23 protein-coding genes are annotated in these 21,721 nt (G+C 39.3%); 16 read left to right on the top strand and 7 right to left on the bottom strand.

The features are described from left to right. Positions 1-89: 89 nt before the first annotated feature. Positions 90-1,802, bottom strand: coding sequence for a bifunctional ornithine lipid synthase OlsF (olsF, locus tag A7967_RS10665; RefSeq protein WP_054205129.1), 1,713 nt, complete (start codon positions 1,800-1,802; stop codon positions 90-92). Positions 1,803-1,975: 173 nt separating this feature from the next. Here olsF and A7967_RS10660 point away from each other — a divergent pair, with 173 nt between their 5' ends. Together A7967_RS10660 and A7967_RS23555 are read left to right on the top strand one after the other, a co-directional pair. After that, positions 1,976-2,896, top strand: a complete 921-nt coding sequence (locus A7967_RS10660; protein WP_054205130.1) for a 2-hydroxyacid dehydrogenase — start codon at positions 1,976-1,978, stop codon at positions 2,894-2,896. Positions 2,897-2,996: 100 nt separating this feature from the next. Next, positions 2,997-3,128 carry a hypothetical protein gene (locus tag A7967_RS23555; protein ID WP_269432715.1) on the top strand — a complete coding sequence of 44 codons (132 nt, stop codon included), beginning with the start codon at positions 2,997-2,999 and terminating at the stop codon, positions 3,126-3,128. A gap of 184 nt (positions 3,129-3,312) precedes the next feature. On the opposite strand, the gene A7967_RS23350 is transcribed toward A7967_RS23555, so the two are convergent. Next, positions 3,313-3,558, bottom strand: coding sequence for a hypothetical protein (locus A7967_RS23350; protein ID WP_054205204.1), 246 nt, complete (start codon positions 3,556-3,558; stop codon positions 3,313-3,315). Positions 3,559-3,657: 99 nt separating this feature from the next. Next, positions 3,658-4,107, bottom strand: coding sequence for a hypothetical protein (locus tag A7967_RS10650; protein WP_054205131.1), 450 nt, complete (start codon positions 4,105-4,107; stop codon positions 3,658-3,660). A 121-nt stretch (positions 4,108-4,228) separates the two neighbouring features. Between A7967_RS10650 and A7967_RS10645 the strand changes: the two genes are divergently transcribed. Then, positions 4,229-4,612, top strand: a complete 384-nt coding sequence (locus tag A7967_RS10645; protein ID WP_054205132.1) for a response regulator — start codon at positions 4,229-4,231, stop codon at positions 4,610-4,612. A 158-nt stretch (positions 4,613-4,770) separates the two neighbouring features. Here the strand turns inward: A7967_RS10645 and rpsT are convergent, their stop codons facing one another. Then, on the bottom strand, positions 4,771-5,031 hold the full coding sequence (gene rpsT, locus A7967_RS10640; protein WP_054205133.1) for a 30S ribosomal protein S20: 261 nt from the start codon (positions 5,029-5,031) through the stop codon (positions 4,771-4,773). 287 nt (positions 5,032-5,318) lie between these two features. On the opposite strand from rpsT, the gene murJ reads away from it, so the two are divergent. From murJ to A7967_RS10575, 13 genes are all read left to right on the top strand, one after another. Further along, positions 5,319-6,848, top strand: a complete 1,530-nt coding sequence (murJ, locus tag A7967_RS10635) for a murein biosynthesis integral membrane protein MurJ (RefSeq protein ID WP_054205205.1) — start codon at positions 5,319-5,321, stop codon at positions 6,846-6,848. A gap of 130 nt (positions 6,849-6,978) precedes the next feature. Continuing rightward, positions 6,979-7,905, top strand: a complete 927-nt coding sequence (ribF, locus tag A7967_RS10630) for a bifunctional riboflavin kinase/FAD synthetase (RefSeq protein ID WP_054205134.1) — start codon at positions 6,979-6,981, stop codon at positions 7,903-7,905. Positions 7,906-7,930: 25 nt separating this feature from the next. Then, entirely contained in the window at positions 7,931-10,759 is a 2,829-nt protein-coding gene (ileS, locus tag A7967_RS10625) for an isoleucine--tRNA ligase (RefSeq protein ID WP_054205135.1), read from the top strand. A gap of 9 nt (positions 10,760-10,768) precedes the next feature. Continuing rightward, positions 10,769-11,269 (top strand): signal peptidase II, encoded by a 501-nt coding sequence (gene lspA, locus A7967_RS10620; RefSeq protein ID WP_054205136.1) that lies wholly within the window; start codon positions 10,769-10,771, stop codon positions 11,267-11,269. Beyond that, positions 11,266-11,706, top strand: a complete 441-nt coding sequence (fkpB, locus tag A7967_RS10615) for an FKBP-type peptidyl-prolyl cis-trans isomerase (protein WP_054205137.1) — start codon at positions 11,266-11,268, stop codon at positions 11,704-11,706. Before lspA ends, fkpB begins: the two co-directional genes overlap by 4 nt. Further along, positions 11,706-12,635: a 4-hydroxy-3-methylbut-2-enyl diphosphate reductase gene (gene ispH, locus A7967_RS10610; protein ID WP_054205138.1), complete on the top strand. Its 930-nt coding sequence runs from the start codon at positions 11,706-11,708 to the stop codon at positions 12,633-12,635. Before fkpB ends, ispH begins: the two co-directional genes overlap by 1 nt. 29 nt (positions 12,636-12,664) lie before the next feature. Next, a complete protein-coding gene (locus A7967_RS10605) occupies positions 12,665-13,705 on the top strand; it encodes a sensor histidine kinase (RefSeq protein WP_054205139.1) in 1,041 nt (346 codons plus the stop codon). Beyond that, positions 13,702-14,403, top strand: a complete 702-nt coding sequence (locus A7967_RS10600) for a LytR/AlgR family response regulator transcription factor (protein ID WP_054205140.1) — start codon at positions 13,702-13,704, stop codon at positions 14,401-14,403. Before A7967_RS10605 ends, A7967_RS10600 begins: the two co-directional genes overlap by 4 nt. 122 nt (positions 14,404-14,525) lie before the next feature. Next, positions 14,526-15,086, top strand: a complete 561-nt coding sequence (gene pilV, locus A7967_RS10595) for a type IV pilus modification protein PilV (RefSeq protein WP_054205141.1) — start codon at positions 14,526-14,528, stop codon at positions 15,084-15,086. 2 nt (positions 15,087-15,088) lie between these two features. Beyond that, complete coding sequence (locus A7967_RS10590; protein ID WP_054205142.1) at positions 15,089-16,078, top strand: PilW family protein; 990 nt, start codon at positions 15,089-15,091, stop codon at positions 16,076-16,078. Next, complete coding sequence (locus tag A7967_RS10585) at positions 16,066-16,551, top strand: pilus assembly PilX family protein (RefSeq protein ID WP_054205143.1); 486 nt, start codon at positions 16,066-16,068, stop codon at positions 16,549-16,551. Before A7967_RS10590 ends, A7967_RS10585 begins: the two co-directional genes overlap by 13 nt. Positions 16,552-16,566: 15 nt before the next feature. Continuing rightward, on the top strand, positions 16,567-19,674 hold the full coding sequence (locus A7967_RS10580; protein ID WP_054205144.1) for a pilus assembly protein: 3,108 nt from the start codon (positions 16,567-16,569) through the stop codon (positions 19,672-19,674). Between the two features lie 10 nt (positions 19,675-19,684). Beyond that, positions 19,685-20,089 (top strand): type IV pilin protein, encoded by a 405-nt coding sequence (locus tag A7967_RS10575; RefSeq protein WP_054205206.1) that lies wholly within the window; start codon positions 19,685-19,687, stop codon positions 20,087-20,089. Positions 20,090-20,180: 91 nt separating this feature from the next. Here A7967_RS10575 and A7967_RS10570 read toward each other — a convergent pair whose 3' ends face one another. The 3 genes from A7967_RS10570 to A7967_RS23005 all read right to left on the bottom strand — a co-directional run bounded on the left by A7967_RS10570 (position 20,181) and on the right by A7967_RS23005 (position 21,718). Further along, the gene (locus A7967_RS10570; RefSeq protein WP_054205145.1) at positions 20,181-20,711 is read right to left on the bottom strand and encodes a GspH/FimT family pseudopilin; all 531 of its coding nucleotides are present in this window, start codon (positions 20,709-20,711) and stop codon (positions 20,181-20,183) included. Positions 20,712-20,795: 84 nt separating this feature from the next. Then, positions 20,796-21,344: a GspH/FimT family pseudopilin gene (locus A7967_RS10565; protein WP_054205146.1), complete on the bottom strand. Its 549-nt coding sequence runs from the start codon at positions 21,342-21,344 to the stop codon at positions 20,796-20,798. 206 nt (positions 21,345-21,550) lie between these two features. After that, positions 21,551-21,718: a hypothetical protein gene (locus A7967_RS23005; RefSeq protein ID WP_157601495.1), complete on the bottom strand. Its 168-nt coding sequence runs from the start codon at positions 21,716-21,718 to the stop codon at positions 21,551-21,553. Positions 21,719-21,721: the final 3 nt, after the last annotated feature.

The raw sequence follows: 21,721 nt of genomic DNA, 5'->3' as shown, positions 1-21,721 counted from the left end.
AGTGAGCTTAAATTCACGTTACGGATCAAAGTAGGTTTAGTAAATAAGCTAGATGGCTGGTCGTCTTTATTTTATACACCTTTGCGTTCTTAGGTCTTTCCTAAATATCTTTTGGCTTTGCCTTCTTTTACTTTTTCAAGATCAACTAATACAAGTCCATCAATGCAGTTATTGAAATCAGGATCAACACTAAAACTTAAAAACTGTACGCCGCCAGGCTCACATAGTTCGGTGTACTGTTTAAATAAAGTGGGTACTTGGGCACCCATGTTTGCGAGCACATGCTTAAGCTCAACAAAATCTTCTTTAACATCATTACCACAAAAAAGCGTTTCGCATTGGAGTCGCTGTTGCTCTGTGAGTTTAAACTCATTATTAGGTATGGCTATTGTTTGCTTGGCACCATAGTAATGCTGATAGTAATAAACAAGCATCGCTTTAGCTTGCTCTGGGAGCGTATTTGACACACTAACAGCACCATATAGATAGCGGTACTGAGAGTAGGTATTTATGAATGCGCCTATGCCATTCCATAAATAATCGAGGCTTTTTCGTCCCCAATATTTTGGTTGTACGAAACTTCTGCCAAGCTCTATGCCAGCCTTGAAGTAGGGAGCCATTTCATCACTGTATGAAAATAAACTATCGGTGTATAAGCCTTTTTGGCCATGTTTTTCAATAATATCTTGCGCACAGGCTAAACGGTATGCGCCGACGAGTTCAAGCTGTGAGCTATCCCACAAGACTAAATGTTGATAGTCCATATCGTATTTATCAATATCACGGCGTTTTCCACTGCCTTCTCCCACAGCTCTAAAAGAGATCTCTCTTAAACGGCCAAGCTCTCTGAAAATAGGTGAGCTGCCTTGATATTGATACAAGTAAATCTGCATCCCATCTTGTGTGGTACCAAGTCGCTGGCATTTCTCTATGGCCTTTTTTAGCTCTTTACGGCATTCCGAGGTTGCGATAGGCGTTTGAGTTTTAAGCGGTAAGATTTTTTTTGATGTTAATGCATAGAGTTGCTTACGAATTAAATTAACGACCTCTTTGTCTTTGAGGTTTTCAATTAAGTAGGATTCAGGAGGAATTGATGCACCAATTTCAAACTCTAATGATTTTTGACGCTGCTTAAACATTTCTTTGACAAGTAGTAGACTCGCGAGCGGTTTGTAAATCATTGACGTACCATAAAAAAGCGAACTATTTTTGGCTTTTATAAAAATAGGTAAAATAGGGCTGTTCGCTTTTTTAGCGATACGTAAAAAACCACTATTCCACTTACAGTCTTTTATACCTGTTGGACTTAAACGAGATACTTCACCTGCTGGGAAGATCAATAGCGCACCTTCACTTTTTAAATGTTGGTGAATATTACTAAGCTCTTGCTTTTTACTTGTCCCAGATAAATTATCGACGGGCAAAAGTAACGAATGCATGGGGGTTACCGACATCAACATGCGATTGGCTACGACTTTTAAATCTTGGCGAACGCTTGATAACACTTTAATTAATGCTAACGCATCTAACGAGCCAATAGGGTGATTAGCGACAATAACTAATTTACCTTCACTGGGGATATTTTCAATTTGTTTCGGTTTATAGCGAGTATCGAAGTCTAATTCGTCAAGCACTTGTTCTACAAACTCAATACCTTGTAAGTGTGGGTAAGCATCACCAAAGGCTACAAACTCTTGCTCATGTAGTAAGTACCCTAAGCCTTTTTTAACTAAACTTTTAACTTTAGGTGAGTTTTCTAGTTGTGGCAGATTTGCTGCGATTACTTTATCAACACTGATCATTATTACCTCGTTTGATGTTGGCGATAAACCAATATTGAAAGAGTAAAAGCAAGCGATGACAGTTAGGTTGCAATTGTGTGACTTTTTAAAGTGCGTAAATTGAATCTCATTAGATTAAATATTGCAGCAGAGGTTATACTTATTGTACATATACTATTTATTATAGGCATTCTATGAGCGTACTTGTCGCTATTAGCGGGCGTGATTGCAGTAAAATAATGACTGCATTGGAGGCTAAGCTACCAGATGTAAAAATTTCGCAGTGGCCACATTGTGATAATTTAAATGATATTGAATTTGTTCTTGCCTGGCTTGCCCCTGAAGATATGTGGGTACAACTACCAAATTTAAAAGCTGTTTCATCATTTGGGGCAGGAATAGACAGCATCGATTTAAATGTATTACCTAAAAATGTTGTTGTTACACGTATTGTTGATGAAAACTTGGCTCATGACATGGCTGAGTATGTATTAGCCCATATTTTGGCGCATAAACTGCGCTTAAAAGAGTACATATTAAAACAGCAAGATAACCAATGGTGCCCAAAGCGAAGCTATCGCGATAAGCATGTTGTTATTTTAGGATTTGGTGAGTTAGGTCAAGCATGCGCTACACGTCTTTTAATAAATAACTTTAGTGTAAGCGCGTTTTCGCAAAGCGCAAAAAGTATGGCTGATGTTAACTGTATACATCAGCAAGCAGCATTGCCTAATTTACTCAATAAAGCAGATTACTTAGTGTGTTTATTGCCTTTAACACCACAAACAAAAGGTATTATAGACCGTAATCTTTTAGCGCATTTACCACCACATGCAGTATTAATAAATGTATCTAGGGGACAGCATGTGGTTGAAAAAGACCTACTACATGCATTAGACCAACAGCAATTGCGCGCGGCTACCTTGGATGTATTTACACAAGAACCATTAGGTGATGAACACCCATTTTGGCAACACCCTAAAATCACACTAACACCACATTGTGCAGCGTTGTCAGATCTTGATAGTGTGACGACTCAAATTGCACAAAATGTAGAGCGTTTAAAATTAGGCCTAGATTTAAATCATCAAGTTGATAGAACAAAAGGTTATTAAAATCTAAGTAATTAACGCAAAATACATATTGTTAACACTTGTAATTTTAGCTAATCTATAACGCGTACGATTTATAATAAAAACAATAATAAGGTTTATAATGAAACAACAACAAGGTGGCGTAAAACTCAGTGTTATTGTGGTGTCTATTGTTCTAATGGGAGTGTCAGCATGGTTTAACCAAGCTAATGCTGATGAACAACCTCAACAATCAACAAGCCAAGTTAAATAAAAGTAATCACTAAGCCGAGTCAATCCTTCTTACATAGTGCTCGGTTTTTACTCTCTTCCTTTTTTACAAGCTTATTAATGCATTATTGTGCAAGCGAGTTATTTCTTTGCTAATAAGTTTAGACAAAAAAATACCTCACTCAGTAAAACCAAGTAAGGCATATAAAATTATCTTGGGGGATATATTAATTAGGCGTCACATTTAATTGACCAAAGGTATAAACTTTGAACAAATAAAATGTATTAATCAACACAAGGCTCATGTTTGAGATCACACTTGACGACATTAGGTCTAAACTAAATGATAAAAACAGTAAAACGCAGGCGCTAATCGCCGCAACGCGTAATATTGTTAGTTGGTTAATAAAAAATGCCCCTAATCCTAGGGCTAACAGTATAAAGTTTAAAAGCCAATCAAGCTCGTTTAGCATGGTTTTATCGTTGTTCATGTGTTGAAAAAAGGAGCGCCATTATGGTGAGTTTTTGCGCACCTTTCAACCAAGTAAATTTATTTTTTCGGATTAGTTTTTTTAATCCATCATTAGCTTTTTGAGCGCAGCAAAAAAGCCTGCATTTTCGGTTATTCGATATTTTTGACAGCTATCAGGCTGCTTCATATTTCGACACAAGTAAAGGCTGTTTCGGGTTAGATCGGCTTGAGGCTGCAAGCTTGAATCAAAAAGTGTGGCACCGTAACCAAACATACCAGGCCAGTAAACACTTTGCGTCACTAGGCCTAACTTTTCATACGTTATTAATTGTGGCTTAGGTACACTGACAGCGATTAGTAAAATTACACCAGTAATAATAAGTTTAGCTTTCGTTTTTTTGTTGTTAGCCCCAATTGTAATTTGTTGCTCATCTACACTTTGGATTGAGCTAGGAAGCTGACTGGTCCCCTTTTTTTTTGATGCAGTTGTCGGTTTTCTTCTTTGTGGTGTTTTTCCAAGTAAGGATTGTTTTTTTTGATTGTTAGACATAAAGCAAATCTGGCCTTTTAAGCAGAGCTCTCTATAATGAGATTATAAAATGAAATAAGTTATTAGGTATATACCCAAGTATAATAACTTAAACCTAGTTCATAACCTACGGGGATCAACCATGAATACGCAGCTTTCAATCTTGATAGTGGACGATGTAGGCACTGTACGTAGCTTTTTAAATCAAACTTTAATGCATTTAGGTATTGAAAACGTTAGGGAAGCATCGACAGCAGCGCAGTGCATTAGCGCGTGTAATGCAGCGAGTTACAACATTATATTTTTAGATATCGAATTACCAGATGGCGATGGAAAAGAACTTATCGCGCAAATAAACGATATAAATCCTGAGACAAATGTGGTGATGGTTTCAGCTCATTCTACGGTAGAGAATGTAAAAGATGCGATTGATAAAGGCGCTAAAGGGTTTGTTGTAAAACCATTTACACCGAAAAAAATAGCCGCAATGTTGAAAAAGTTTTACCCTGAATTAGTCATAGCCTAATCTAAAGTCATATCAAAATTACGCATAACAAATTATCTCGTGAATTAAATAACTCTTTAGGCTGCGTTAAAAATTATTGAGTTATTTTTTCAGCGCCATAGAAAATAGATATAAAAAAACCGGCCGAGGCCGGTTTTTTATATTCTAGCAAAAATAAATTATAGCGCTTTAATCTTAGCTGCTATGCGGCTCTTATGACGAGCTGCTTTATTTTTGTGAATTAGACCTTTAGTTGCGTAACGGTCTAAAATAGGTGTTGCAACAGCGAAAGCTTGCTGTGCAGCTTCCTTGTCGCCAGCTTCAATAGCAACAAGTACTTTTTTGAAGTATGTACGCATCATTGAACGACGGCTTGCGTTGTGTTGACGGTTCTTTTCGCTAGTGATAGCGCGTTTTTTTGCAGACTTGATGTTAGCCAAGGTTTGCTCCTAACAATCTTAAAAATAAGCTTAATTTAAAGGCCGTGGAATATGCCTTTTTTAATCATGAATGTCAATAAAAAATTGACATAACAAGAAAAACTGCTCCTTAATAACGAACATCAATTTGTTGCCGCTCTAGCAGTTAATATCGCTATTGTAACAAAGCCCGTGGTCTCAGCCTAGTGCTTTCAGTAGATTTTAGGCATAATTACCTTTCTTAATTGTTTTACAGCGAGTTTAAGGTGGCAAAAGGATTATTTCGTTCTGGTATGATTGTAAGTGCAATGACAATGATATCGCGTATTTTAGGATTAGTGCGAGATGCGGTGGTAGCCAACTTATTGGGAGCCGGAGCCGCAGCCGACGTTTTTTTATTCGCTAATCGCATCCCAAATTTTTTACGACGTTTATTTGCTGAAGGCGCATTTGCTCAAGCGTTTGTGCCGGTATTATCTGAAATAAAAGAACAACAAGGTGATGATAAAGTTCGTCTTTTTGTCGCCCAAGCAGCGGGGACATTAGGGACTATTTTACTGATCGTCACCATGATTGGTATAATCGCATCGCCAATTATTGCCGGACTTTTTGGTACTGGTTGGTTTATTGATTGGTGGCAAGGTGGCCCAGATGCTGAAAAGTTTGAATTAGCGAGCAGCTTACTAAAATTAACGTTTCCCTACTTGTTTTTTGTTAGCCTTGTTGCACTTAGCGGTGCGTTAATGAATGTTTATAACCGTTTTGCGGTTGCTGCATTTACACCTGTTTTATTGAATATTTCGATTATTACATGTGCATATTTTTTACATGATAAGTTTTCTGTCGGTGCCTATTCACTTGCCATTGGTGTGTTTGTAGGTGGGGTGGTGCAGTTATTGTTTCAATTGCCATTTTTGTATCGAGCTAGAATGCTCAGTAAACCACGCTGGGCATGGCAGGATGAAAATGTAAAAAAAGTACGCAAGTTGATGTTGCCAGCATTATTTGGTGTGTCTATTAGTCAAATTAATTTACTACTAGATACAGTAATCGCTTCTTTGTTGATGACAGGATCAATCGCTTGGTTGTATTACTCCGATAGATTAATTGAGTTTCCGTTGGGTTTATTTGGGATTGGTATCGCAACGGTTATTTTGCCTGCGTTGTCTAAATTACATAGTAGTGATAAAGGCAGCGATTTTCAGCACACCTTAGACTGGGGAGTGCGGTTTGTGATATTTTTAGGGCTGCCAGCGATGGTTGGCCTGATGATTATCAGTCCGTTGATCATTTCGGTTTTATTTGATCATGGTGCATTTAAAGATGACAATATTGACCATGTTCAGGCTGTAAGTTTCGGTGTTATGGCTTACTCGGTCGGGCTCGTTAGTTTTATGCTAATTAAAGTGTTAGCGCCCGGTTTTTATGCTCGCCAAGATACCAAGACCCCTGTGCGTATAGGTATTATCACCTTAGTATTGAACATGGTGTTCAACATCATGCTAGCCCCTTTTATTGGTTATTTAGGGTTAGCGTTGGCAACATCAATGTCCGCTAGCTGTAATGCGTATTTACTGTATCGCCAATTAAGCAAAGAGCAGGTATATCAATTCTCTCGTTTTAGTTTAGTGTTTTTTACTAAATGCGTCATAGGAGCATTGATTATGGGGGCTGTTGTTTGGTACACCTCAACACAATTTATGTGGCAGCAATGGCACTTCACAGAGCAAGTGATTTTATTAGGTGGTTTATTGGTACTTGCTGGGTTCGTGTATTTTTTGACCTTGTTTTTGTTCGGTGTACGATTGAAAACGATAAAAAGTGTTACAACGCTTTAATGAAGTAAAAAAAACGATTTATATAACCAACTGAAACTCGCATCTTGAGGTGGTTTGGGTATAATTGATGATTCTGTAACCCAAGTGAAATTTTACTCGGTACATAACGCTTACAAAGGCATTAGTTGGCATGGAGTTAATTAGAGGTATTCACAATATTCGCACGCAGCATTACGGCTGTGTGTTGACCATTGGTAATTTCGATGGCGTGCATTTAGGGCATGCTGAAGTACTCAATGGGTTACTCAATGACGCTAAAAAATATAATTTGCCCAGCACGGTGATGTTATTTGAACCACAGCCGCAAGAGTTTTTTGCTAAAGACAATGCGCCGGCTCGATTAACACGATTACGAGACAAACTACGTTTGCTCAAGGAATTAGGTGTTGAACGCGTTATTTGCATTAGTTTTAATCAACAATTTGCCAATATGCAAGCTGAGCAATTTGTGACAGATATATTGATCAATAAGCTTGGCGTTAAAGCGTTAACCGTAGGCGATGATTTTCGCTTTGGGAAAAGACGCCAAGGTGACTTTAATTTACTGACAAAAATGGGTCAAGCGGCTCATATGGATGTAAAAAGCACCGCGAGTTTTCGCCAATTAAATGCTAGAGTAAGCAGCACTTTGATCCGCCAAGCATTAGCTGAAGGTCAGTTAGTGCAAGCTAAAGCGATGTTAGGCCATGATTATGCAATATCAGGGCGTGTTATTCATGGCTGGAAACGCGGGCGAGAGCTAGGTTTTAGGACTGCGAATATCGCATTAAAGCGTCAAGTATGCCCAGTGAATGGGGTATTTGCGGTGCAAGTAACGTTAAACGATAAAAAAGTGTATGGGGTTGCAAATATTGGCAACAAACCCACATTTAATGGAACACGCGCATTATTAGAAGTTCATTTGTTCGACTTTGCGCAAGATATTTACGGACAGTTTATGCACGTGGAGTTGATTGAAAAACTTCGCGATGAGAAAAAATTCGAGACATTAACACAATTGACGGTACAAATAGCAACTGATGTTGCTGCCGCTAAACAGTGTTTTGGTTTAAATTAGGTAGCCGATACGGAAACTAGGATTAATGAGCGACTACAAGCATACTTTGAATTTACCGGAAACGACGTTTCCAATGCGCGGCAATTTGGCACAACGTGAGCCAAAAATGCTTAAAACATGGTATGAAGAAGACCTATATGGTCAAATTCGCAACGCTAAAAAAGGTAAAAAAACCTTTATTTTGCATGACGGCCCTCCGTACGCAAACGGCGATATTCATTTAGGCCATTCAGTAAATAAAATTCTAAAAGACATCATTGTTAAATCAAAAACGTTATCTGATTTTGATGCGCCTTATGTACCAGGTTGGGACTGTCATGGTTTACCAATTGAATTAATGGTAGAGAAGAAAGTTGGTAAGCCGGGTGTGAAAGTCACGGCTGCTGAGTTTCGTGAAAAATGTCGTGCTTACGCTAAAAAGCAAGTTGAAGGTCAAAAAGTTGATTTTAAACGCCTAGGTGTATTTGCTGATTGGGATAAACCGTATTTAACGATGAATTTTGATTTTGAAGCCAACGCCATCCGTGTGCTTGGTCGCATTATCGAAAAAGGTCATCTACACAAAGGTGCTAAACCTGTGCATTGGTGTACTGATTGTGGTTCAGCATTGGCTGAAGCAGAAGTTGAGTACCAAGATAAACAATCACCGGCTATTGATGTACGTTTTGAATTTGTTGATCAAGCGGGCGTTGTTAATGCCTTTGATTTAAACGAAGGGCATGAAGGCTCAGGCACTGTAAGTACGGCTATCTGGACAACAACTCCTTGGACACTGCCAGCTAACCGCGCGGTTGCAGTACATGCTGATTTAGAATATGCACTGGTACAAGTTGATGATGAAGGCGCTACGCAGCGTTTGATTTTAGGCTCAGAACTTGTAAAAGATGCAATGGATCGATATGGCTTTAATCATTACCACGTATTAGGTTATGTAAAAGGTGCAGCGCTTGAAAACTTACAGGTAGCTCATCCGTTTTATGATTTTAACGTGCCAGTCATTGTCGCAGAACATGTAACAACTGATTCAGGTACTGGTATTGTTCATACCGCACCAGGTCACGGCCAAGAAGATTTCGTGGCAGGTTTACAATACGGTTTAGAAGTTGCGAACCCAGTAGGCGCAAATGGTGTTTATTTACCTGATACCGAGTTATTTGCCGGCCAACACGTATTTAAAGCAAACGCGAGCGTTGTTGATGTACTGACTGAACGTAATGCTTTATTGCATCATCATGCATTGACGCACAGTTACCCACATTGTTGGCGCCATAAAACGCCAATAATTTTTCGTGCTACGCCGCAGTGGTTTGTCAGTATGGATCAGGCTAATTTACGTCAAGATTCATTGGCTGAGATTAAAAACACGCAGTGGCTACCTGAATGGGGCGAAAGCCGTATTGCTAACATGGTTGAAGGTCGCCCAGACTGGTGTATTTCACGTCAACGTACGTGGGGCGTACCAATCGCTTTATTTGTAGATAAAGACACTGGCGCGCTTCATCCAGATACACAAGCATTGATTGAAAAAGCAGCTCAGCTGGTTGAAAAGTCAGGTATTCAAGCATGGTATGACTTAGAACCTGTAACATTGCTTGGCGAAGCTGATGCTCAGCAATACATGAAAGTGCAAGATACACTTGATGTATGGTTTGACTCAGGTGTATCTCACGCATGTGTTGTTGATGCCCGTGAAGATTTAGTTGGCCCAGCAGATTTATACCTTGAAGGTTCAGATCAACACCGTGGTTGGTTTATGTCATCAATGATGACGTCAGTTGCTATTAATGGACATGCGCCTTATCGCCAAGTGCTTACTCATGGTTTTACCGTGGATGAGAATGGCCGTAAGATGTCAAAATCATTAGGTAATGTTATTTCACCACAAAATGTGATGAACAAACTAGGCGCAGATATTTTACGTTTATGGGTTGCCTCAACTGATTACACCGCAGAAATGACGGTATCAGATGAGATATTTAAACGTTCAGCTGATCGCTACCGTCGTATTCGTAATACTAGCCGTTATTTATTAGCCAACCTAAGTGGTTTTGATCCTAAAACTGACCAAGTTGCTATTGATGATATGGTTGAGCTTGATCGTTGGATTGTTGGTCGTGCAGCACAGTTACAAGATGAAATTTTAGCCGCGTACGATAGCTACCAAATGCTACAAGTGACGCAAAAGCTAATGAACTTCTGTACTGGTGAACTTGGCTCTTTCTATTTAGACGTAATCAAAGATCGCCAATATACAGCGAAGAGCGATAGTCATGCACGTCGTTCGTGTCAAACTGCTTTGTATCATATTGCCGAAGCAATGACGCGCTGGATGGCGCCAATCATGAGTTTTACAGCGCAAGAAATTTGGGAAGCGTTACCAGGTGAACGTGATCAATATGTATTTACATCAGTTTGGTATGATGGCTTAAAGGCTGTTAGTGAAGGTCAATTTAGTAATGATGATTGGTTAACAATTCTAACAGTACGTGATGAAGTAAACCGCGTTCTTGAAGGTGCACGTAAAGAAGAAGTTATCGGTGCAACATTACAAGCTAATGTCGCTTTATATGCAAGTACAGAACTTACAAATAAGCTATTAGCACTTGGTGATGAACTACGCTTTGTATTTTTGACCTCACAGGTAACTGTAACGGCTGTTGATGCCCAACCAGATGGCACTCAAGCAACAGAAATTGAAGGCTTGTATATTAGCGTTTCAGCGACAGATGCTAAAAAGTGTGAGCGTTGTTGGCATTACTGTGATGATGTAGGGACTGATCCAGAACACCCTGAAATTTGTGGTCGTTGCGTGAGTAACGTAAATGGCGAAGGTGAAAAGCGCCAGTTCGCATAGGAGTTTTAAGTGAGCAAACTAGCCCAAAAAAGTGGTTTAGTGTGGCTTTGGTTAAGTTTGCTACTTTTAGTAGCAGACTTTGCCAGCAAAACACTGGTTGTTAAAACCATGAATCTATATGATTCGATTGATATTTTGCCTTTTTTTAATCTAACGTATGTCCATAACTATGGCGCGGCATTTAGCTTCTTAAGTGAAGCGGGTGGTTGGCAGCGTTGGTTTTTAAGCATTATAGCTATATCAATTAGTGTATTACTTATTTGGTGGTTAAAACGTCTACCAGCTACTAATAAAGTATTGTGCGGTGCTTATTCGTTAGTATTAGCAGGAGCGATAGGTAACTTATATGACCGTATGACATATGGCTATGTAATTGACTTTCTTCATTTTTACTACCAAAACTGGGATTTTCCAGCGTTCAACATTGCCGACAGTGCAATTTGTGTAGGTGCAGCGCTACTATTATATGATGCCTTTACAGGCGAAAGTCCAAAGGAGCAAAAAGCATGAGTCAATCGGTGATTGGTGAAAACTCACAAGTGATATTTCATTTTTCGATTAAATTGTCTGATGGCTCAGCAGCTGATTCAACCAAAGTTCATAATAAGCCCGCAAAGCTTGTTATGGGCGATGGTAGCTTAACGGCAAACTTTGAAAAATGTTTATTTGGTTTGGCATCAGGTGAGAGCAAATCATTTGAACTTGAACCAGAAGATGCATTTGGGCAGCCTAACCCTGATAACATTTATTACGTTGATCGCAGTAAATTTGGCCCAGAGACACCTGCAAAAGTCGGTTCAATTATTGCTTTTACGCAACCTGATGGTACAGAGTTACCAGGGCTTGTGCGTGAAGTGCAGGGGGAGTCAGTAACAATTGACTTTAACCACCCTCTAGCGGGTCAGCGATTAACCTTTGAAGTAGAAATTTTAGAGGTAAATGGCTAATGGATATTCTTTTAGCAAATCCACGTGGTTTTTGTGCCGGTGTAGATCGAGCAATTAGTATCGTAGAGCGTGCGTTAGATATCTTTGAAAAGCCAATTTACGTTCGCCACGAAGTTGTACATAACCGTTATGTTGTTGACGGCCTTAAAAGACGTGGTGCGGTATTTGTTGAAGAGCTAGATCAAGTGCCAGACGATAGCATTGTTATTTTTAGTGCGCATGGTGTGTCTCAAGCTGTTCGCAGCGAAGCAAAGCGCAGAGAGCTAAAAGTTTTTGATGCCACTTGCCCGCTAGTTACCAAGGTACACATGGAAGTTACGCGCGCAAGCCGTAAGGGTATTGAGTGTATTTTGATAGGTCATCATGGCCACCCTGAAGTTGAGGGAACAATGGGGCAATACGATAATGACGATGGCGGTATTTATTTAGTCGAAACGACTGATGATGTTGCTAATCTTAATGTTAAAAACCCTAACAATTTATTTTATTGCAGCCAAACGACATTATCAGTGGATGATACTGCTGATGTAATTGATGCTTTGCGCGCAAAGTATCCCGCAATTAATGGTCCACGAAAAGACGATATTTGTTATGCGACACAAAACCGTCAAGATGCTGTTCGTGACTTGGCAGATAAAGTAGACGTATTGCTCGTTGTTGGTGCAAAAAATAGTTCTAACTCCAACCGCTTACGTGAACTTGCAGATAAAATGGGCACAACCGCTTATTTAATTGATGATGCAAGTAATGTTGAAAAGCATTGGTTTGAAAAGGCAAATGCGGTGGGTGTAACAGCGGGTGCTTCAGCCCCTGAGGTTCTTGTGCAACAAGTAATAAACTGCTTAAAAGAACTTGGTGGTAAACAGGTTATTGAAAACCCGGGCGAAGAAGAGAATATTGTCTTTGCAGTACCGGTTGAATTGCGTTAAGCCTATAACAACCTTTAAAGGAGAGCCGGATGAGCAAACAATTGCAACCCAATGTTTTGCTTTTTGCGGCTCTTTTTAAAGAGCGTGGAGTACTGGCTACACTTGTTGTAGGACAAGTTATAGCGACTATTTTAGCGTTTGCTCCAGCGACGGCTGATGCTATTTGGATTCGTTTAGGGGCTATTAGCCTTTTTTTACATCTCACCTTTTTATTCAGCCTTACTTGGCTTTATCTTTTACGTAAACGGCTTCAAAGACTAAATCAAACACCTCAGTTATGTGCATTAATGGCATCTTTATTATTAACTACTGCTTTGTTTAGTCTGCTTTTTACTGAGTTTACAAATGATTATATTGCGCTGCAAAACCCCTACGAGTTTTTATTAAAAAACCTACTAATGGTATTTTTAGTTGCAGCATTGTTTATTCAATTTTTAATTATCCACTATGAAAAAGAACAGCAAACCAATGCATTAGCGAGAGCTGAACTTGATGCATTGCAGGCACGTATTCGTCCACACTTTTTATATAATAGTTTAAATACAGCAGCCGAATTGACCCATTGTGATCCATTAGCTGCAGAGCAAGCAATTCTGGCCTTGGCTGCTTTATCGCAAGCTGCGATGAAAGTCGGAAAAAGCACTTTATTAGAAGATGAAATTAATCTAACAAAACAGTATATAGCTTTGGAAACTTGGCGGTTTTCAGAGCGCTTACAAGTAAATTGGCATATCCCTCAGCAGTTACCTGCGCTGAAAATACCATGTTTAACATTGCAACCTTTGATTGAAAATGCCGTGTGCCATGGAGTTGAACCTTCAGTAACAGGGGCTGTAATCAATATAGAGTTGTTGCTTAGCACTCAATCGTTGACTATTTTGGTATCAAACCCTATTTTTGAAGGTGTGAATAAACGTCCTGGGAATGGTATGGCGCTGGAGAACATTCGTCAACGGTTAGACATTTATTATCAAGGGAAAGGAAAGTTGGTAGTTACAACACGCAATGACACTTTTCGAGTGAAACTCGTTTTGCCTAGGCATGTATTAGACTTAAAGGGTTTCCCATGAAAGTATTAATCGTTGATGATGAAGCATTGGCTCGCTCACGTCTAAAGCGCTTACTTGCTATATACCCCGATTTAAGCAGTCACCGAGAAGCAAGTAACGGTACGCAAGCATTAGAATTGATGCAGTCATGGGTTGCTGACTTAGTTTTTTTGGATGTCGATATGCCCGGATTAAATGGTTTAGAAGTTGCAAACGAGCTTAACCTACTCGCTGTACCGCCAGCGATAGTATTTGTGACGGCTCATCCTGAACATGCGCTAGAGGCATTACAGCTATCAGCTGCAGGATATCTTGTGAAACCAGTGACTGAGCAAAATTTAGCGAAAACGCTAGAGCAAATAGGACGAGTAACTCGAGCTCATATGCAAAAGAAAAAAACAGCGACAATAAGTTACCAGTTAGCGGGGGTTAGTCGAGTAATAGCGTTGGAAAAAGTTTATTACATTATTTCTGAAGAGAAATATACACGGATTATTTTTGATGACGGGGAGGCAATCATCGAGCAAAGCTTGAAGCAGCTAGTATCAGACTTTCCCGTGGAACTTTTACAGATCCACCGTAAGATATTGATTAATCGATCGCAGTTGCATGCATTGAAAAAAGCTGAAGATGGTAGCCATGTAGTGGAGCTTAAAAATTGCACTCATTTACTACCAGTAAGTCGGCGAGCTTACAAAGTGGTAAAAGAGCAACTTTAGGTTACTCATTGCAAATAGCGTTAACCGTTTATCAACAAAAATAACCTTTCATCCTAACCCTTCTTGTATTCCCTCCTTGTTAGATTATTCTTATCGTACGATATTTTTTATTAGGCGTACTTATGGGCTCAGCACACCCTTCATCTCTACGAGGGTTTACACTTATTGAAGTATTAATTGCTTTCGTAATCTTAAGCTTTGGTTTACTTGGTGCTGTGGCATTACAAGCGACGGCTAAAAAAGCGAGTTTTGATTCAATGCAACGTGCCGCTGCTGTGGCATTAGGAAACGATATTATTCAACGTATCAGAGCTAACGATGTGCCCCAAATTGGGGCTTTATATAAAAAAGATTTTACGAGTAAAACGGCATTAAACTCTAACTCTCAATGCTTTACGGGGGCTTGTAGTGCTGCGCAGATCGCGGCACTAGATTTCGAGCAATGGAAGCGCGCTATTCAAGCAAGAGAAAATACAGGTACTTTAGATGACGCCACAGTATGTATTGATCCACAAATGATGGCGAATACAAAAGGTAAGCAATTTAATATTGAAGTAATAATAAGTTGGCAAGGGCGTCAAGAAATGACAGCCACTGGGAGTACACAAGGGAAAAAGTGCGGGGCGAATGATAAAAAGCGGCGCTTAGTCGTTATAAACAGCTTTATTTATATACGGAGCTAAGTATGAAGCAGCATGGATTTACGTTGATCGAAATAATGATCTCCCTTTTTATTGGTGGATTGATTTTAGGCGGAGTGATGTTTTTGTATGTTGGCATGAAATCAACAACAAAAGACACAATGGTAATTGGTGAGCTTCAGGAGTCGGGTCGATTAGCATTATCAATAATGAAACGTGATATTGAGCAAATAGGATTTTGGGGAACATTTTATGAAGATGGATTTACAGATGATAATACGGTAACTCTTCCTAATCCTACAAGTGATTGTTTTAGCGGCCAGAATAACGGTAGTTTTCCAGATAATAGCAATACTAATTTTCGATCTGTTTTTGCTGTAGAAGCAACAAGTGCTTTGCAATTAAGTTGTATTAAAAATGCAAATTTTGATCCTGTCTCAGATATATTACAAGTTAAATATTTAGAAGGACGTCAGGTACAGCCTGATGATAGTACTAACAAGCAATATTACTTTATTGCCCAACAAGAAAAGGCCGAGTTTCGACGTGGACCTATTGATAAAAACAGCATTAATGGTAATGCTAGCGTTTGGCCATATGGGCATCATGTTTATTATGTTGCGAATCAAACATATGAAATTAATAAACAGTCAATTAGTGTACCAGTGCTTATGCGTAAAAGGCTCACCCCCAGTGGCGGTATGATCACAGAAACAGTGATGGAAGGCGTTGAAAATATGCGTTTTGTATTTGGCTTAGATACGACAAGTAATAACCGTGTTGATACTTACAAAAGTATTAAAAATATGACCGCATCAGATTGGGAAAATCGTCAGGGAATTCTAACTGTTCAGGTCTTTATTTTAGTACGTTCATTATTACCAGACTATGGTCTTAAATTAAAAAGTCAAGTGTATACGATGGGGGAAGATGCTGATCAACGAATTATTAGCAAATCAGATCATTTCCGTCGAACTTTATTTACAACCACAATACGGTTGAACAATGTGGGAGCAAATTTATGGAATATTTAAATACAAGTAGGACCCACCAGCAGGGAGTTGTATTAATCGTCGCGCTTATAATGGTGATTGCTGTCACTGGGATAGCGGTGACTTTAATGAGCAGCAGTAGCATAGATATTAAAATCACAAATGCTGCTCAAGAGCGCGAAATTGCAGATAATACCTTGATGGGAGAAGTACAAAAAACGATGGCTACAGAAGCGCTAAGAGGTGGTAATAGTCGTTTTTTTCTAACGCCAGTAGAGATTCCTCTTGGTGGGGTTGATTTGGCTCTTGGTGGTAAAACAAAAAGCCTGCTAATAAACTTAAATACGGGTGCACATGATTTGCAATGTCCACGTAAGTTTAGTTATACAGCTGGAATTTCATGCAACATGATGCAAATGAACACGACAATCGCATATGGTTCAAAAAGTAAGCATACATTGGCTGTTGTAACGGGTGTTGCACAAGAGATGGTGAGCTTGAATACAGGCAGTTAAAGTGAGGATAAGTAAATGAAGACCCATAAGTTTGTAAGATTTAGTTTGCTGTCTCTTGCATTAGCAGTGTGTTATCAAGCTAAAGCCGAAGATATAGAGCTTTATGTTAACCATAATGTAAAAACGACAGAGAAACCACGGGTTGTGGTTGTTTTTGACACATCAGGGAGCATGGCCTTTTCTACGAGAACAGGTAGAGATTGTGGTTATTATCGAGGCTGGACTTTATGTAATGATAGTCGCCTAGGTGTAGCAAAAGATGCAATTCGTTCACTCGTAAATGATAATGATGACATAGAGTTTGGTCTAATGCGTTTTAACGGTAGTTCAGGTGGCTATGTCATGGCTGGTCTTGGTGCAACTAAAACTAAATTGGTAGATCAGATTAATAGCTTGCCTGCAGATGGTGCAACGCCGTTGACAGAAACGCTTTGGGAAGCTTACCTTTATTTAACCGGTCAGCAGCGTGCTTATGGGAGAAGCGTTGGTGCGCGTGATAGAACGGTTGATGTGGGCAATCGCTACCGTTCACCTTTTCTACCTGTTAGCGGCGTACCAGAGCGATGTGATAACTCAGTAAATGTTATTTTAATGACCGATGGCGATCCTTCAAATGATAACGGCGCTGATACTGTTATTTATAATTTGCATAGAAGTACATTTGGGAGCAATCCGTCAAAAATTAGTAACAGCTATTTAAGTGCATTGGCAAAATCTATTCATGGCACTAAAGATACTAAAGTCGACCTTTATCCTGGCACACCCTTAATTCATGATGAGGGGCGTGTTTTTGCTATAGGCTTTGGTTCTGGGATGAGCTCAGCTGGTAAGACATTACTTGCCGAAGCTGCAAAAGATGGTGGCGGTCAATATCTGCATGCAAACACTGCAGAGCAATTATCTGATGCACTTAAAAAAACAATTACCAGAATAAGAGAAGTCAACGATACTTTCTCGGCGCCAGCAGTTGCTACTAATAATGCTGACCAAACTCGCAGTCGAGAATCAATATATTACGCAATGTTTTATCCTGAAAGTGGTGCAAGGTGGAGAGGAAACTTAAAAAAACTAAAAGTATCTGGTGCAAACATTGTTGATTCTGAAGATATACAAGCACTTAATAGCGATGGCCTTATAGATAAGAATGCACGTACTTTTTGGTTACCGGAAAACGAAGGGGCTGATGGTAATACGGTACAACAAGGAGGTGTAAATTTAAAGTTGTCTATGCTTGCAGAGCGTAAATTATTTACAGATGCGGGCACTGGTGGGTTAATAGATTTCAACTATACCGATGTTGCTAATGCATTAGGTGGCGTTAACAACTTATTAAAATTAGCTGGGGGTAACTTACTTGAGTTACCTGATATTATAAGTTGGTCGAAAGGGGTTGATGTTAATGATGAAAATGATAATGGTTCAACAATTGATCAGCGAACAGATATTTTTGGTGATCCGTTACATTCAAAGCCTGTTGCGATAGATTACGGTAATGACGACATAAGAATCCTGATTGGAACAAATGCAGGTTACTTGCATATGTTTAAAGACAGTGGAGACACTGTATCTGAAAGCTGGGCTTTCATACCGACCAGCCTTTATAAAATAATGAAACCGTTACGAGACAACCAAGCTGACACAAAAGTATATGGCTTTGATGGCCCAATCTCAATTTACTTTGATGACAAAAATAAAGACGGCATTGTTAATGGTAGCGACAGAGTCTGGGCATTTACTGGGATGCGTCGTGGTGGAAATCAATACTATGCGTTTGATATTTCGATACCAGATAAACCAAAGTTAATGTGGGGTGGGCCAATCACTGGAAGCAGTGGCGATTTTAACGAACTTGGACAAACATGGTCAAAAGCACAAGTTGCCTTTGTTAATCTAAATGGCTACAAAAATAAGCCAATGCTCATTTTTGGTGCAGGCTATGATACAAATAAAGACAATGCAATACGCAGTAATGATAGCAAAGGGCGTGGTATTTTTATCGTTGATGCACAGACTGGAAAAAAAGTATGGTCTTTAGAGTCAGGCAATGGTTTTCAAGGACAACATAGTATTGCTTCAGATATAACGACGATGGATTCTGATTACGATGGTTATATTGATCGCCTTTATGCAACAGATACGGGAGGCAATGTTTGGCGTGTTGACATGCCCTCAGATAACCCTACGGATGCAAAAAATCCATGGACACATTTTAAGCTCGCAGAACTGGGAAGTAACAACGCAGCCCAAGACCGTCGCTTTTTTTATAAGCCGATGGTAGCACGTACAATGTTTAGTAAAGTAACAAAAGATCTAGTAAGCGGTGTTACAACACGTAAAGATACCCCCTTTGATGCAGTACTGATAGGCAGTGGTAACCGCTCTAAACCGACATCAACATCTGAACAAGATCAACTATTCATGATCAGAGATGAAAACACGGTTACGCGTTCGTTTAAAACAAAAATACCGCCTACAATAGAAGTAGGTGATTTGATGAAGATGAACGATGATCCTTTTGGTAATTCACTCGATAATGTAGAGAAATTTGTCGAATTAGAAGCTGAATTAGCCAATAGCTATAAAGGGTGGCGTTATGCGCTACCAAGCGCAGGTGAAAAGTCATTGGCTGCAGCGACAGTGATTGGTGGCATTGCATATTTTACAAGTTATACACCAGCATCAAAAACGTCGACAGTGAATCAATGTTCATTAAGTGGAGGATCAGGACACGTATACGCGTTTCATTTGCATTATGGCACTAAGGCCTATAGTAATTTAAAGTATCAAACAGGTAATGACGTGCCTGACACACCGCAAATATTCTTCGGTAGTGGTGCCTCATGTGCGGATTCAGACAGTAATGGTAAGTGTGATGATACAGGTGAAGACGTAGAAGAAGTGAGTAAATTTCAAACAATTGGGCCAAGCATTAAAAACCCTGAAAAGTATGGTGTTACAAATCCTTTTGTACCAAAAGAAATTACTGGTCCAGGCTTAAATCTGGATACAAGTGGCAAAATAAAGCTATTTAGTGATGAGCTACCGGTTGGGTTTGGTTTTAAAACACGACAAACATTTATTTATAAACGTGAAGATAATGATGAAGCAAGTAATGATAATTAAGATGCAAGTAATGAAAAAAAGAACGTATGGCTTTACATTAACTGAGCTGTTAATAGCAGTGGCTATTGCAGGTATATTAGCGTCGGTTGCTATTCCAAGTTATTCTGAGCATGTAAAGCGTGCTGCGCGTGTAGAAGCTGTAACAGCGTTATTAGATGCCGCAAATAGACAAGAACAGTACTTTGTTGATAACAGACAGTACACGTCTAATCTAGGTGATTTAGGTGTTAATACAACGACTGAAAACGGCTACTATTCACTTACAGTGAACGTTGGAGGTTCTAATTTCACTCTAACAGCAAAGCCAGTTGGTGGGCCTGTAAAGTCAGACGGTGATTGTGGCTCTTTTACAATAACTGATGTTGGTTTAAAAGGCGTAGGGGGCAGTAAAAGTATCGACTACTGCTGGGGTTAGTAACTTAATTATTAATTATCGCTTTTGGGTATATTCCACAAGCGATAAGCTACTTAACCACGTTTGCCTCCCTATGATATAAGGTTTTATATCATAGGGAGGCTGACTGACATTCTTTTGTGGATTTCACTCTTGCTCGTCCTGTTTGGCTCAGTGTGACAGCATAGCCAGCAAGTTTTGCTTGTTGATAATTTGGACAGTATATAAATGTCCCATTATTTAAAGCGTTTGGTGTCCCGTCAGGGCGAAAAGTGATCATACGTCTAGGGTACTTTAATCTATCGGCTTGATGAGCAAGGTCAAACACCATGAGTATTTCTTCATTTGGATCTCGTACTCCAAAATTCTTCTTATCAGTAAAAACAACAACTTGTTTATCCCACTGATCCAGCACACAGCGTTTATTTTTCATGGCGCAAAAAGTAGTAAAAGTATTGTGCTCTATTGCATACAGCCTCGATAAGTATAAGCCTCGATGCAATAAGGCTGTATTATTCTCAGCTCTTACACGCGCTAATACCTCAGACATTTGAAATACAGTAAAGTGAAGCAAAATAGATAAGATACACACACCAATCATTATTTCAATTAATGTGATCCCAGAATGTTGGTGAAGGGGCATTAACTGCTTCATCCTTGAAGTCCGTAGTAATCCAATATCTCTAAATTCTAGATGCTAATCCTAGATTAGCAAACATAGATGTAATTATTGGCAGTTAGATGTGGTATCTCCAAGATACATTGCTGTGCCAGATTGGGAGACGTTTAAAGCTTTGTTGCTCTCACCTGATTTACTGGGGCAAAAAACAAAATCACCAGGGTTTGTTGTTACTCTACCGCTGGTATTAAAACGTAAGCTATTGCTGCCTGAAAATTTCAGCTGATTATTAAGTGGTACTTTATCCATAACTCTCAGTATTGAGTCAGAGCCAGCGTCATAGCCTTGATCTTGATTAGCATCTACAAATACAATAATAGCGTTTTTATCAGCCCAGTCATTTGAGCATTCAATGGTTGTCGCTTTTGCGATTACACTACTTTCTAACACTGGGCAGAGAATAACAATTTCATCAGTACTACTTGCCTTAGCTCGAGCAAAACTAATATTGCGCTTTAAATCTAAAAGAAAATTTTCGGCACGATCTTTATTAAGCATATCACTGCTATTCCAAAATGCGATCGCAGCAAGAATCCCTACAATTGCAACTGTGACCATTAATTCTAGTAGTGTGAAACCACGTTGTTTATTTTTCATATACACCTCTGCTACTAAGTAGGTACTTACTGTGGAGTTATTTAAACTCATTATTAATTATATACCCAAACCGCCTCAAGATGCAGGGTTCAGCGTTTCACAGGGGCTTAATATCAAGCGTTACTTGTAAGAATGTCCCTTTTAAGAAGTAACAACGCAGAGAGTAACTCCCGGTGAATCGCCCAATGGGTTGGTTTAAAAGCGATTTATACTGTGTTATTTATTTTAGCAAGGGAATAACTATTCTCTGCAATCAATGCCTTGCCTAAATCGCTTTTAACTCCAACGACGCTCACACCTTGAGGTAGTTTGGGTATGGCTGTAATCTGTTGCTCAATCATACCACTGCTGGCGATTAAATCATCGTAATTCAATTG

It is taken from the genome of Pseudoalteromonas neustonica, from assembly GCF_001653135.1.
GTDB lineage: Bacteria > Pseudomonadota > Gammaproteobacteria > Enterobacterales > Alteromonadaceae > Pseudoalteromonas > Pseudoalteromonas neustonica.
This window is presented reverse-complemented; position numbering and strand designations above follow the sequence as displayed.

Bases quoted from the DNA above. Each gene is read 5' to 3' on its own strand.
- A7967_RS10600 (WP_054205140.1), top strand. From the start codon at position 13,702: ATGAAAGTATTAATCGTTGATGATGAAGCATTGGCTCGCTCACGTCTA.
- A7967_RS10645 (WP_054205132.1), top strand. From the start codon at position 4,229: ATGAATACGCAGCTTTCAATCTTGATAGTGGACGATGTAGGCACTGTA.
- pilV (WP_054205141.1), top strand. From the start codon at position 14,526: ATGGGCTCAGCACACCCTTCATCTCTACGAGGGTTTACACTTATTGAA.
- fkpB (WP_054205137.1), top strand. From the start codon at position 11,266: ATGAGTCAATCGGTGATTGGTGAAAACTCACAAGTGATATTTCATTTT.
- A7967_RS10580 (WP_054205144.1), top strand. From the start codon at position 16,567: ATGAAGACCCATAAGTTTGTAAGATTTAGTTTGCTGTCTCTTGCATTA.
- A7967_RS10565 (WP_054205146.1), bottom strand. From the start codon at position 21,344: ATGAAAAATAAACAACGTGGTTTCACACTACTAGAATTAATGGTCACA.
- A7967_RS10605 (WP_054205139.1), top strand. From the start codon at position 12,665: ATGAGCAAACAATTGCAACCCAATGTTTTGCTTTTTGCGGCTCTTTTT.
- A7967_RS10575 (WP_054205206.1), top strand. From the start codon at position 19,685: ATGAAAAAAAGAACGTATGGCTTTACATTAACTGAGCTGTTAATAGCA.
- murJ (WP_054205205.1), top strand. From the start codon at position 5,319: ATGACAATGATATCGCGTATTTTAGGATTAGTGCGAGATGCGGTGGTA.
- ribF (WP_054205134.1), top strand. From the start codon at position 6,979: ATGGAGTTAATTAGAGGTATTCACAATATTCGCACGCAGCATTACGGC.
- A7967_RS23350 (WP_054205204.1), bottom strand. From the start codon at position 3,558: ATGCTAAACGAGCTTGATTGGCTTTTAAACTTTATACTGTTAGCCCTA.
- ileS (WP_054205135.1), top strand. From the start codon at position 7,931: ATGAGCGACTACAAGCATACTTTGAATTTACCGGAAACGACGTTTCCA.
- A7967_RS10570 (WP_054205145.1), bottom strand. From the start codon at position 20,711: ATGCCCCTTCACCAACATTCTGGGATCACATTAATTGAAATAATGATT.
- olsF (WP_054205129.1), bottom strand. From the start codon at position 1,802: ATGATCAGTGTTGATAAAGTAATCGCAGCAAATCTGCCACAACTAGAA.
- A7967_RS10585 (WP_054205143.1), top strand. From the start codon at position 16,066: ATGGAATATTTAAATACAAGTAGGACCCACCAGCAGGGAGTTGTATTA.
- A7967_RS23555 (WP_269432715.1), top strand. From the start codon at position 2,997: ATGAAACAACAACAAGGTGGCGTAAAACTCAGTGTTATTGTGGTGTCT.
- A7967_RS10650 (WP_054205131.1), bottom strand. From the start codon at position 4,107: ATGTCTAACAATCAAAAAAAACAATCCTTACTTGGAAAAACACCACAA.
- A7967_RS10660 (WP_054205130.1), top strand. From the start codon at position 1,976: ATGAGCGTACTTGTCGCTATTAGCGGGCGTGATTGCAGTAAAATAATG.
- ispH (WP_054205138.1), top strand. From the start codon at position 11,706: ATGGATATTCTTTTAGCAAATCCACGTGGTTTTTGTGCCGGTGTAGAT.
- A7967_RS10590 (WP_054205142.1), top strand. From the start codon at position 15,089: ATGAAGCAGCATGGATTTACGTTGATCGAAATAATGATCTCCCTTTTT.